The sequence below is a fragment of the Colwellia sp. 20A7 genome, from assembly GCF_009832865.1.
In the GTDB taxonomy this organism is placed as follows: domain Bacteria; phylum Pseudomonadota; class Gammaproteobacteria; order Enterobacterales; family Alteromonadaceae; genus Colwellia.
The window spans coordinates 3624176-3638090 of the sequence record NZ_CP047130.1 but is presented as its reverse complement, the minus strand read 5'-3'; the positions used below and the strand labels follow the sequence as shown (position 1 = coordinate 3638090).

6 protein-coding genes are annotated in these 13915 nt (G+C 37.4%); 3 read left to right on the top strand and 3 right to left on the bottom strand.

From position 1 onward, the window contains the following. Window positions 1–166 precede the first annotated feature (166 nt). The 3 genes from GQS55_RS15620 to GQS55_RS15610 all read right to left on the bottom strand — a co-directional run bounded on the left by GQS55_RS15620 (window position 167) and on the right by GQS55_RS15610 (window position 3980). A complete protein-coding gene (locus GQS55_RS15620; protein WP_159821373.1) occupies window positions 167–1885 on the bottom strand; it encodes a polyamine aminopropyltransferase in 1719 nt (572 codons plus the stop codon). A gap of 151 nt (window positions 1886–2036) precedes the next feature. Then, entirely contained in the window at window positions 2037–2939 is a 903-nt protein-coding gene (locus GQS55_RS15615; protein WP_159821372.1) for a DUF350 domain-containing protein, read from the bottom strand. Window positions 2940–2963: 24 nt separating this feature from the next. After that, complete coding sequence (locus tag GQS55_RS15610; RefSeq protein WP_236559666.1) at window positions 2964–3980, bottom strand: hypothetical protein; 1017 nt, start codon at window positions 3978–3980, stop codon at window positions 2964–2966. Window positions 3981–4114: 134 nt separating this feature from the next. Here GQS55_RS15610 and glnE point away from each other — a divergent pair, with 134 nt between their 5' ends. The 3 genes from glnE (at window position 4115) to GQS55_RS15595 (ending at window position 13913) form a co-directional block, all read left to right on the top strand. Then, the gene (gene glnE, locus GQS55_RS15605; protein ID WP_236559665.1) at window positions 4115–7030 is read left to right on the top strand and encodes a bifunctional [glutamate--ammonia ligase]-adenylyl-L-tyrosine phosphorylase/[glutamate--ammonia-ligase] adenylyltransferase; all 2916 of its coding nucleotides are present in this window, start codon (window positions 4115–4117) and stop codon (window positions 7028–7030) included. A gap of 361 nt (window positions 7031–7391) precedes the next feature. Further along, entirely contained in the window at window positions 7392–9047 is a 1656-nt protein-coding gene (locus GQS55_RS15600) for an MBL fold metallo-hydrolase RNA specificity domain-containing protein (RefSeq protein ID WP_159821371.1), read from the top strand. A gap of 1284 nt (window positions 9048–10331) precedes the next feature. Next, window positions 10332–13913, top strand: a complete 3582-nt coding sequence (locus GQS55_RS15595; RefSeq protein ID WP_159821370.1) for a beta strand repeat-containing protein — start codon at window positions 10332–10334, stop codon at window positions 13911–13913. Window positions 13914–13915: the final 2 nt, after the last annotated feature.

The following is a 13915-nucleotide window of genomic DNA, read 5'->3' as shown; positions in this document are numbered from 1 at the left end:
GGTTGACATATTATGTCAACGAGGTTTAATTTATCACTTTGACATATTATGTCAAGTTATTTTATTTACTATTAATAATTTTTTACTTAACTTACTTTTTAATCTCTAGGTCGATACTTAAACATTACCTGAGCATTAACTTAAACATTAATCTAAGTACTATCCATTACTGAACACCTTGTTGATTAGTCCAGGCTTTTTGATGAAGCTGATATAAGGTGTGGCTGCCTAGAGTGTTTATATCAATATTCTCTTCATTTTTATAGAAGTCATTTGGAAAAATAAAGGCCGCTTTCAATATTTCTAAATTAAGCCAAGTATGCTCTACCGGTAGTTTATCCAACTTATTAAGTCGCGCTAAAGGGCTCGCTCCCATTTTGGTTGCAATAGTCCAACCCCATTCGCCAAAGCTTGGTACGTTATCATGATATTGCTGTACATGATTATAGTCGGCTGCTTTTAAGGTTTTACCTATAGAAATAAAGGATTCTTTTGCATGATACGGACTTGTAGATTGGATCGCGATTATGCCATCACCCGAAAGTAATTGTTTTAATCGAGCATAAAAATTAACGGTATAGAGCTTATTTAAATCAGGATGGCTAGGATCAGGCAAATCTACAATAATAGCATCGAATATTTGACCAGATTTAAGTAAGGTATTAATGGTCAGAAAGGCATCACTGCGTAAAACAGTTACGCGCTCATCTTGTAAACTACTTTTATTCAAATAAGCTATTTTTCGCGCCAAGTCTGCATTTAAGTGATCTTCTGGGTTTTGAAATATATCAATTAGTTCACTATCTAAATCAATCAAGGTGACATTCTTCGGGGAATATTTCAGTACATCGCGTAACGCTAAACCATCGCCACCACCAATAATTAAAATATTATCATGGCGCGCTGAGCCTGCTAAAACAGGCGCAACTAAATAGTCGTGATAGATATGTTCATCAATAGAAGAAAACTGCAAACGGCCATTAATATAAAAGTTAATAATTGTACTTTGTGTGTTACCTAACGCTGAATCTGTGGTATTTAATCCCATTTCTCGTTCAGTAAAAGTAAGCTGTTGATAATTTGTTTTTTGTACATGAACAACTTTATCTAAATAGAGTAGGCTATTCATTTGGTTGAGCCATTGATTACCATAATTAAACATCACAACGATAAGCAAAGCTAAAAACACATGACCCACAACAAACATTTTTGGCCAATGTAAGTGTCGCCAATAGCGCATAATAAAAAATGCACCCGCAATTAAGTTTAAACTAGCCGTTAAAGCAGCAGCTTTACTTATATCAATACTCAATAGAAATAAAACCCAAATAGCAGCACCTAAACCAGCACCAATATAATCAGCGCCATAAATAGTACCTAGATTATTAGCAAGGTGTTGACCATGAATTTGCTCACGTATGCGGGCAATTAATGGAATTTCCATACCAATGAAAAAGCCTATAACAACACCAAAAAAATAAGGACTTTTAATAGCGAGGAAGCTTAGAGTATTAAAAAGGCCACCTTGCGGTAACATATCAGGCGGTAGGGCGAACATATCGGCAATAAGATGGGGTAACGTTTGGGTAACGGCGATTAACCCGCCGATAAATAAAATAGCGCTTGAGCCAAGTAAGGCGATAATTAATTCTAAATAAACAAAGCCATTAAACGCACAACGTACCTTACGCGCAGCAAAGGCACCTAAACCCATCGACACTATCATTAAACCAATCATAGTATAAATAGTGCTCTCCATTACACCAAGCACTCTACCGGCATAGTGAGAAAGAAGGTATTCATAAATTAATCCACAGCCAGCGAGAATAGCCATAGTTAAAATCAGTAGTATATCGTCAAGCAGGCGTGAGTCTTTTGAAAGCATATAAGAAAATTCAGTAAAATAAATGAGAATAAAGGTGAGTTCACAACGAAAAAGTAGCGAGTACTTGTGATTAAAATACTCGCTACTTACAGTGTTAACTAACTAACACGTCAAGGCTCTTTAGCATTCATAAGTTAGTACAGATAACTAACTAAGCCATTAACGCCGTTAAAATTAAGGCAATAGAAATACTGGTAGCCATTTCAATACTAGCAACACCAATATTATGTTGTTGATCAACTTCTTCTACTAAATTAATACCCCATAATACAATGCGTTTTGCGAGCGATGTTAACAGCGATACTAATACCGTCATAATAAGCCCGAATACTAACCAGCCAAGCAGGTTTACTATCAAGGTGTCCGGACTGTAAATAAGGAAGTGGCTAGCAGCTGTAACCGCAAGCGCTGTACTAATAACTTGACCACTATAGCGTATCGCAAGTGCTAATTGACCTTCACTTAACGCTTCTTGCAAACAATCTTCTTGATTGTTTTTAGCATATTTACCTTCGCGAATACGCGTCACTAATACCAGCACCGCTTGAGCAACAATGAAGCCACTAGTAATGGCGATAAAGGTAGCTATACTTAAACCGTCCACCCAAAGCAGTACCGAGCGAATAATAATTGCTGTTGCAATAGCACCTGCTGCATCAATAATACCAATGCTAAGGTTTTGCTCTTTTATTAACTCAGTTTTATTTAAATGTTGTAATGCAATTTTGTCTTGAACAATTCGGCCAACTTTAATTAAAACTAAACCATAAGTACCGTAGGCAAGCATGCCTATTATTTCCATCAAGTAACTTGGGGCATTTTCACCAGTGATTGCGCCAGTTAGCACAATACCTAACGCTAAAATACTACCCGCAACACTTACACCAAAAGCAAAATTATCTTTATGGGCTAATTCTTCAGTGGTATTAACTTTGCTCGTTAATCCTAATAAAAAGCGCATAGCACCTAAAAGCGCAATGGCAATCGTGATATCTATAGCTAAATAAATGAGTAGTTCTTGATTTACACCAACAAGCTCAATTAATGTATTCATAATATATTTGGTTCCTATTACTGGTTACTTGCCACGTCGAAAACTGCGTGAAGTGTTGGTATTTGAATTTCTAAAACTTGAGCTTTTGCTTTTGTTTGAATAGCTACTTTTACTGGCAAAGCTGCTTTTTTTAGCAGTATTACTGCGAAAGCGATTAGCGCTAGTTTGTGCGGTTTTACTCTTACTTGATAAGCTCGAAGAGCCAGTACGGTTTTTACTATAAGGACTTGAGTATTTTTGTCCCTTGCTAGCAAATGACTTTTTAGTACGTTCATCAAGTTTAGTTTGATTATTTAACTGGCTAGGCGAGCTATAACGGGTTCTACCATAATCATTGTAATAGCTGTAATTACGACTTCTGCCCCAGTCATTGTACGAAGTACGACGACCAAGTAAATCACCCATCATTGAATACATGCCATACCATGCCCAAAACGACATGCCATTACTGCCTGTTTGCCAACTACCATAACTTGGGTTACCAATTAGCTGTTCACCGGTACCAAAATCTTGTGCATTATTGGCACTTTGGCTTTGTGCTTTCGACAACGAATTAACACGCGGTAGTTGTCCATCAGACATATCAGCTAAAACATTGAGTGGATCACTTAATGCTTCAGAAAATAAAGTAGGATCAGCTGCTTGATAAATATTAAGTAATTCATCATAAAGTGCTTGGCTTGACGCAAACATTTGCGGATTATTTTTTGTTGTATTAACCCGATCAAGTAAGGATAAGTACATTGGCCCTTGTACCGTGGCATCTTTTTTAAATTCATTAATTAATGTCGATAAGTTTGGCTTTATCGCCAACACCTTCTGTGCATATTGCTGAATTAAAACGGCATTACGAACTTGGCCACTTGCTAGGGCATCGCCCAACTGTGCAACACGTTGCTCGGTAATAGGCAATTGTTGTAAAGCTTGTTCTTTAATTGGATCTCCACAAGCAGACAAGAATAAAATAGTGACTATAAATATTGATTTAGTACACATATTTTTAAAAAACTGCTGAGGAAAAGAGTATATTAGCTTTTGCATTACTGCCATCATCTCCATAAAGTGCTATGTTATTCTTAAGTTAATAGTTAATGTCGTATTAATAGCACTAACGACATATTATGTCTATTGTCTTGGTTGTTTATCTTAACTTAACTAAATAAAAAGGAACACTTTTGTCACTTCTCACCTTGTCTCAACTTAATGATAATAAGTTACTTGAACAGCAGCAACATAAAAGTTGGCAGCAGTTTAGCCAGCAGCACGCTGACAGTTATCAAATACTAACACAACAGCAGCTTGAACACTTTAAAATCGCAATTACCTTAAGCGACTTTATATTAGCAAGTGCATTGCAAGCGCCTGAATTAGTGTTCGAATTATTTGTAAGTAAAAGTGTTTACCTTACCACCACACCAGCCTACGAAACGTTACTGCAAGATTTATTAGTAGACTGTAAAAGTGAAGAGCAACTACATAAGATTTTAAGAAACTTTCGATTACAGCAAATGGTTAATATTGCTGTTGCAGACTTAGTACTAAACATTGATCTTGAAAAATCGTTAGAAAGATTGTCGTTACTGGCAGATGCTCTTATTCAAACAAGTTTGCATTGGTTAACCGAATTTTGCCAAGAAAAGTGGGGCGTACCAACCAGTAATGACGACCAACCTCAACAGTTACTTGTTTATGGTATGGGCAAACTGGGCGGAAAAGAGCTTAACTTCTCGTCTGACATCGACTTAATTTTTGTTTATCCTTATAGCGGAGAAACCAAGGGCTGCCGACGTAGCTTAGACAACCAACAGTTTTTTACCCGTTTAGCGCAAAAATTAATTGCCGCTCTTCATCAACAAACCGCAGACGGTTTTGTCTATCGGGTTGATATGCGATTAAGACCTTTTGGCGATAGTGGTCCACTGGTATTAACATTCAATGCTATGGAAGATTACTACCAAGAGCAAGGCCGAGACTGGGAACGTTACGCCATGCTAAAAGCGCGTGTTATCCCTCATTTAGCAACGTCGCCAACTCAAGAGGAAGACTATCACCAACAATTAACCACCATGTTAAAACCTTTTGTTTATCGCCGTTATATCGATTTTAGTGTTATTGATAGTTTGCGTAAAATGAAAAGCATGATTTCCCAAGAGGTTCGTCGCAAACAATTGGTCAATAATATTAAACTTGGGGCCGGTGGTATTCGAGAAATTGAATTTATCGTCCAAGTATTTCAACTTATTCGTGGTGGCAGAGTTGAAGAATTACAGCAACGCAATTTACTCACCGTTTTACCTCAGCTGGTTATTGCTGGCGAGCTCGAAGAAGACGATAAAAGAGTATTACAAAATGCTTATTGTTTTTTACGCCGTGTTGAAAATATTTTACAAGCTTTAGCCGACAAACAAACTCAAACACTACCTGATAATGATTTAGACAAACAACGATTGATCACTATTCTTAATTTTGATGCTTGGCAAGCCTTTATGCTCGTTCTACAAGCGCATATGGATGATGTGCATGCAACGTTCGAGCAATTAATTGGTGTTGAAAGCCCTAACCATCAGGCCGAAGACCAACATTGGAGTGTACTTTGGAACAGTCGTTGGAGTGATGAAGAATCTATCGCCTGGGTTGAACAAGAACACACAACTCAAGATTCGGTTATATGGAATAGTGAAGCCATTTGGCGTTTACTATCAGACTTTAGAGATGATGTAAGCAAGCGCAGCATTGGCAGCCGGGGCCGACAAGTATTAGACAAACTCATTCCTTTACTTATTTGTCACATAAAACAAGCCAAGCAAGCCGAATTTGTACTTGAACGAGTTTTGCACGTATTTAAAAGAATAGTAACTCGGACCGCTTATTTAGAATTATTATTTGAAAACGAGGGCGCTTTAAAACAATTAATACATTTATGCCAAGCCAGTAGTTGGGTAACTGACTATATTGCTAAATATCCTATTTTATTAGATGAATTAATTGACCCAACCTTGCTTCATAATCCACCGCAATTATCGACTTACGGCGTTGAGTTAAGAGAAAGTATGTTGCGTATTCCAGAAGAAGATCTTGAAGCGCAAATGGACGGCCTACGTCTTTTCAAACAAGCACAACAATTACGTATTGCCGCAGCTGATATTGCTGGGGTATTAGATGTGATGACGGTTAGCGATCATTTAACCGCATTAGCCGAAGCAATCCTTAACGAAGTAATAAATATTGCCTGGCAACAAGTAGCCAATCGTTTTGGTGTACCTTTATCAACCGTTGATAGCGAAAATAAAGGCTTCGGTGTTATCGCTTACGGAAAAACAGGTGGTAAAGAGCTGAGTTATGGCTCAGACCTAGATTTGGTTTTTGTACATCACAGCCCAGAAGGTGAAGAAACCACTGGTTTAGCTGGCGGGAATAAAGTTGTTTCATCGAGTCAGTTTTATGTGAAATTTGCCCAGCGTATTATGCATATTTTTAACACCCGCATGAACAGCGGTATTTTATATGAACTAGATATGCGTTTACGTCCGTCGGGTAACGCGGGAATGCTAGTTATCCATATCAACAATTTTGGTAAATATCAGCAAGAAGAAGCATGGACATGGGAACATCAAGCACTTGTACGAGCGCGTGTTGTTTATGGCAACAAGCCTATTATTGATACGTTTAAAACAATTCGTGAACAAGTGCTAAATAAAAGCAGAGATAAAGCCAAGTTAAAAGAAGACGTAAAAGCGATGCGTGAAAAAATGCGTAATCACCTTGATAAGTCTGACGAAACCCATTTTGATATTAAACAAGGGGTAGGCGGTTTAGTCGATATTGAATTTATCGCGCAATATTTAGTCTTAGCACATAGTTGTGAACATCAAAACTTAACAGAGCGTTGCGACAATTTAGGTATTTTTAAGTTACTAACAAAACTCGAAATATTAACCAGTGCCGAGCAAAACACCTTAACCAGTAACTATCAACAGCTAAGACATTTGGGCCATGTAGCCACGCTACGTAATGAAAACTTGCTCATCGATAAATCTTTGATTCCAGAAAAAGAACAAGTAACGGCGCTTTGGCATAAGTTTATTGAATAATTTATTCGCCTAATAATAAGAACAGGCGACTGAAGTCGCCCCTACATTCACCCTACATGTGCACTAACAAAAACATTGTTAGGCGAAGGTGAACAACATCACCGTAGGGGCGAATTTATTCGCCAGATAAAAAATAAGCCCCACAAAAGGTTTGATTATCATCACCGTAGGGGCGAATTTATTCGCCTAATAATAAGAACAGGCGACATTCATCGTCACTCCGCTGCCCTTCCTTCGTCATTCCGTTGATCACTTAATACGGAATCCCACACGTGTGGCTGTTCAGAATGACAACCATCCAAGACGGTAAATATGCCAAATCTCAGCTATACTCGAAAAAAGCATAAACAAAGGATTATTTATGAATATTCAACATCACGGGGCGGTAAATGGTGTTACTGGCTCATGTCATCAACTTCATATCAACAACCAGAACTCAATCCTAATCGACTGCGGTCTATTTCAAGGTGCAGAAAAAGATGGCGGAAAAACCAGTGCTGACAATAACCATGACACCAATGACGAAGTAAGTAACGCAGCACAGCTCACTATCGATTTTGACATCAGCACTGTACGAGCATTAATTGTCACCCATTGCCACATCGATCACGTTGGCCGAATTCCTTATCTACTCGCAGCAGGATTTCGCGGGCCAATATACGCCACAAAAGCGACTGCCCAATTATTACCTTTAGTGATTGAAGACGCGTTAAAAGTTGGTGTTACTCGCAATAAATCGATTATTGATGCCTGCTTAAAATTATTAAAAAACCAACTTATCCCCGTAGACTACAAACAATGGCAAGCAATCAACATAACGAATACAAAACCAGCTAATGAAAAATCAGCGAGTAAAGCAGCAGAGAATAAAGCAGCAGCGATTAAAGACGCTACAACGGCTAAAATTAAATTTCAAATGGCAGGGCACATTTTAGGCTCTGCTTATATAGAGGTAGAAATAGCCAGTACCCAAAACAACACGAATAAAAGTAACCATCATAAAAGCACCAAACATCGCATCGTATTCTCTGGTGATCTCGGTGCGCCTTATGCTCCATTGTTACCAGCACCTAAAAGTCCTTATCGCGCTGATACCTTAATTATAGAATCTACCTATGGCGATAAAAATCATCAACGTAGAAAAGAGCGCACTCAACAATTACAACATATTATTGAAAAAGCGGTGGCTGACAATGGCGTAGTACTTATTCCTGCGTTTAGCATTGGTAGAACACAAGAACTCTTATACGAACTAGAAAGTATCATCTTTCAACAACAAAGAGCCCAACATCAAAGAGCTAAACAACAAAAAGCCAATCAAACAGCCGTCTCAAAAAATAATCAACAAAAAAAACAGCAAACAGATCAAGCCGATCAGCTTGCAACAATGTGGCAAAATATCGACATTATTGTCGACTCACCCATGGCAGCAAAATTTACCGAGCAATACCGCAACTTTAAAACCTTATGGGACAACGAAGCTAAACGTAAACTTAACGCTGGTCGTCATCCATTAAACTTTGAACAGCTTTATACCGTTAATAGTCATCAAGAGCATCTCGACACAATTGCTTATTTAGCCAAAGGACGAAATTTTACTAACGCAAAGCCTGCTATCGTTATTGCCGCAAGTGGAATGTGTAGTGGTGGCAGAATAGTAAATTATCTTAAAGCGTTTTTAACCGACAGCACTACTGATGTGCTTTTTGTTGGCTATCAAACACAAGGAACTTTAGGACGCAGTATTCAGCAATATGGGCCAACACTCGCACAGCCCAATAAACAAGGGTATGTTTATATAGACGGTAGCCGAATAACAATTAACGCCATGGTGCATACCATTAGTAGTTATTCTGCCCATGCCGATCAAAATGGCCTGATTAATTTTGTTAAGCGCATGCACCACAAACCACAACATATAAAAATAGTGCATGGCGACGAAGATGCGAAACAAGCTTTAGCACAAAAATATCAACAACTATTGCCGAATGCCAAAATAGAAATTCCAATGGGCTAATCAGCAACACGGGTGCTCTGCTACTAAAGCAAAAGTAAGCCTAATCAACAAGCGGTAAAGAGTCATGGTGAAAAGGCTAAAAGAACAATAGAAGAAGTAACAATAAGAACAGAAATATAGCTAAGCGTTGTTATATTATTTTTATGGCATTTATTTTTTATAGTACCTACTTTTATAGGTACTATAAAATGCTTAAATCTAGAGTTGAGGATTAAGAGTGAACAACTGAAAGCTAATATCCGGAAAATAATACCCGAAAGCCACGACTAGAAACAATGACCTAAAATACAAACAAGACAACACCAGCATAGCAACAACACAATAGGCCAAACTTCATAATTTATTCGTTAAAATTACTATTAATATGAATATAAATATTTTTACGGCCTATTTTTTATTAAAATTCAATTTCTGAACTGTGTCATTCTGCACTTTATCATTATGAATTGACTTTAGCATTCATCCTTAATTACCCCAGTAAAAAGCCAGTGAAGCTTAGTACAATCAAACGTATTTAAGCTCAAATAAACAGCGATAATATTCTTTACAACAACACATAACAACACAACAATACAACAAAAAAATAAAGTAATAGTAAAAAATAACGCCACAAAAAACTATAAAAAAACCAACAATAAATTAACAGAAAAGTAACATACGAAACAATAGGTAACATCTTAGGTGGAACTTTTTCCTGTTATTCTGTTTACCCTACTATTACCCAGCGATTACTTCGTTAGTTTGAAAAAGGTTTAATAGTTTTGATACTAATATTTATAGTGGTTTATACGTACAGTGCTTGATATTAAAGGCTTGCGTGTTAGTTGATCTAGTCAATCTATAGAGTTGACAAATGATAAAAGAGCAAGGCTGCACAACTAGCTGTAGGCTGAACTGATTACAAGATTACAACAAATTACAATTTATAATAATTTTGTCGTATATATATAAGAAATAATTAACTTTATGTGTTGATTATTAAAAAATATAAAGTTACTATCTTTTTGAAACATGTAGGTTGTAGGTGATATTTTGTTTTACGTATTTTGTGATTTGTTGCGTAAAATTCAGTTTGAAGCAGAATTCCAACATGATATTGTTTCAGGTTTAAAACTATAAACAACATGTTTCTACAACAAAAAATATTTGCCAATAAAAACATGATGGCAGATACTTTTTGTGCGTAAAGCATGATAATGTTGTAAACCGAAAACACGATTTAAATGTACTCATATGTTGGCATATGTAGTATTAAAGTAATATTTAAGTGATAGGAACACTATAATGGTTAATAAAACTCAATTTTATAAAACAAAAGTAGCACTCGCAGTTGTACTAAGTTTAGGCTTAGCAGCATGTGGTGATTCAGACGGCGATGCAAATACTGCAACTTCAGAGTCTGTAGTTGAAGATAACGGTGGCAATACAGTTGAACAAGCACAAGGTTCAGGTACGGTACAAGGTACTGTTCAAGATACTAACGGCTTACCAGTACTAGGTGCTACAGTTTCTATAGCAGGCCAGTCAATGGTAACTGATGCAAGTGGTTACTATCACTTCACTAATGTACCAGTTGCAGGTGTTGATGGTTCTAACTCTGCTAATGAAAATCAAGGCGCCTATCTTGTTACAATTACAGGCCCTGACGGATACGCTAGTGCAACTGTTAGTGTTACATCTCAGAATATTCAAATTGATTCTGGTAACAACGGTAGTAACGGTGAGAACACTACTAATAATGGTGAGCAAATCACTTGGTTTGACGGTTTCTTAGCACAAGCAGATACTGCTAACTTACCTATGTTCTCAGCTCAAGTAACAGGTGTTTTACGTAACTGTAAAACAGGCGCTGCTTTACCTGCTGGCGTAACAGTTGCTCTTGATTTTTGGAAAATTACAACTACAGGTACAAATGCTGGTAGTAACGTAAACGTTGGCGTTCCAACATTTACTACAACTACAGGTGCTGGTGGTGTTTTCTCTTTTGACGCACTTCCTACTGATTCTGATTTAACTCTAGCTGTTGAAGGTTACACTTCAGTTGCAAACGATGACACTGCAATAGAATTTGAACAAGGTGGTGTTTCTACTACTGCCGAAGGTATTGTTAATAACCTTGGTGATACAAATGTTTGTATAATCACATCAAATGATGATGTTAACCCATACATTACAAATGTTACTGGTTACATTGAAGAAACCAAAACTTCTGGTGGCCAAACGTGGGGTGTACTTAACCGTGGCGTAAACCAAACGTTTACTATCTGGTTTAATGAAGCAGTTGATGCTGATAGATTTAATACAGATGATGTATTAGCTACATTAGGCGAAGATTCATACTTAACAATTGATACAGCTACATTAAGTGATGATGCTACATCATTAACTGTTGTATTAACTGAAGCATTAGATGAAGGCGATAAAGTTGCTTTCTTTATCCCTAAAGCTGATGCAACTGATGTTGCAGGTAACTTCTTTAGCATTACTGCTAACGATAATCTTGACCCTGAAATTGAATTTGATGACTTCACAACTGCTAACTCAGGTAAAGCATCATACTTAAGAGTTAACTTATGTATCTTCATTGAGCCTACTACTGGTGGTTCTGGTACTGGTACTCAAATCGTTGATGATAAATCAGGTGAAGATGGTGATTCTGCACTACTTGCTGCATACAGTAATGCTTTTGTCGATTCACGTGAAGATAATAATGATAGCGTAATACAACAAATTAACGGTGCAGATTCTGCAGAACGTTTATCTGTTTTCCGTGCTATTCAAGGCAGTGTTGCTCGTACTTCATCTACTGATGTTGCAACATTAGCTGGTACTACTATTACATTAAGTGATACTCCAGCAGCTATCGCTAGCTACACAGTTAATGGTACAGTTACAGCTGTTACATCTGTATCTGGTAATGTATTAACAGTTCCAGGTTATTTAGCTGGTGATGTATTAACAGTTACTTACATTCCTGCTACATATGTTGATACTTCAACACGTATTGCAATTGAGTTTGACGGTTCTGCTACTGCTACATCTGGTTCAGATTCTGTTGCTTCTACATCTAATAATCCTACTTTAGATGTTGATAATGTTTCACATAACTCTCAAGTAACAATTAATTACACTGATGATTTAGATGTAACAACTAAAACTGAAAAAGTTACGGTTACAGACCAAGCTAAGCCTACTACTGTAATTCAAGATGATTATGACCTACATGGTTATAACAATACTGGTACTTACACGGCAACAGTTTCAACAAGTGGTCAAGCACAATACGGTAACGGTGGTGAAACATCTAACCCTGGTGTTAGTGATATCCCTGGTAACCCAACAATTTACATTCAACCTCGTCACTTAGCTCAAAAAGGTACTAGTAATGTAGCACCTGCACGTGGTACTGAGTTTGATGAATTAGTAGCCGATATGTCAGACCGTTTAGGTTCTGGTGAAACACCAAGTGCTGCTGCTGGTAATGAATCTACACTAAGTGTATTTGCTCCAAATGACGCAACACTTACTGCAGCTCTTTATGATGCTGAAGCTATTGAATCTTGGACTGTAGGTCAAGATATTGGTGTTGCATTCTCTGAAGAAATTGCTTTAGCTACAGGTGCTCCAATTTATACTGGTACTGCAGCTTACATTAACGGTTATACTGCTGAAAATTCAGTAACATCAGATGTTGATGGTAATGCTAATGTTCTTTTAGCGAATAATAACACTGTAGCAGTTGAAGCTGACTTAGTTATCTTTAATGCAACTGATGTTGTTGGCCTTGCAAATGATGATCACGGCTCTATTTTAGCGTTTACTGATGCAGTTGCTGATATCAGAGGTAATGTTGCAGACGCAGATACAAATGCACAAGTTGTGCTTTTAGATGCTATGCCACCAATGGTTACAAGCGCACTTTGGAACGGTACTCAATTAATTGTTACTTTCAATGAAGCTATTACATTAAGCTCTACAGCAAGTAACTTAACTGTTTACTCACCAGAAGATTCTACCGCGGGCCCAGGTTCTGTTGGTGTTACTACAACGAATGGTACATTAACTGATAATGGTACAACGTTAACAGTTGATTTAAGTTCAACTGAAGCTGGTACTATTAGTACTTTATTCGCTAATGGTAACGATAATGAGTTCTTGTATGAAGATAACTCTGCAGCTACTGGCGAAGAAAATCATGCAGTATTAGCATGGGATGGTATTTCAGATACTAACAGTAATAAATGGGAAACATTCAACTATACTACTGTTACTCCTGAAAATCGTTATGATGTACGTGCTCCACGTTTCTTAATGGTTAACGGTGTAGGAACGTTCACATACTCAGTAGCTACAACGGGTTATGAAGATGTTAATAATGCAGGTGCGCTTGCTGATGCTGATGGTAACGTAACATTTGCTATTACATTCACACACCCAATTGACTTATCGTCAACTGTTGATGGTGGTACTGGTACTGCTCTAGGTAATGCTATTAACGCTGCTGTAACGGGTACTTGGTCTGCATATGGTAATGGTTCAACATCTCAAATGACCTTTACTTCAGCAAGTGCTGCTGATTTACCTGCTATGAATGCAATCTTTGGTCTTGAAGATATTGGTTCAGCTGATGTACTTACTAATACTGGTACTGCTGGTACTTTTGCAACAGCTAATGGTGCAAGTGCAGCTACAGGTTCAATTGTAATTAGTGCTGACTTTAGAACTATTACTTTGAATATTTCTGCGGGTAATAACGGTGTTGATTTCGGTGTATCTGACTTCATCTTTAATACTGTAGTGGATAGCTCATTGATTGACGGCGCACAAACAAGTGCAGGTCGTTTCAACTGGCAAAACACTCAATAATA

Excerpts from the sequence above, each read along its gene's own strand:
- GQS55_RS15595 (WP_159821370.1), top strand. The coding sequence starts at position 10,332 with ATGGTTAATAAAACTCAATTTTATAAAACAAAAGTAGCACTCGCAGTT.
- GQS55_RS15615 (WP_159821372.1), bottom strand. The coding sequence starts at position 2,939 with ATGAATACATTAATTGAGCTTGTTGGTGTAAATCAAGAACTACTCATT.
- GQS55_RS15610 (WP_236559666.1), bottom strand. The coding sequence starts at position 3,980 with ATGCAAAAGCTAATATACTCTTTTCCTCAGCAGTTTTTTAAAAATATG.
- GQS55_RS15600 (WP_159821371.1), top strand. The coding sequence starts at position 7,392 with ATGAATATTCAACATCACGGGGCGGTAAATGGTGTTACTGGCTCATGT.
- GQS55_RS15620 (WP_159821373.1), bottom strand. The coding sequence starts at position 1,885 with ATGCTTTCAAAAGACTCACGCCTGCTTGACGATATACTACTGATTTTA.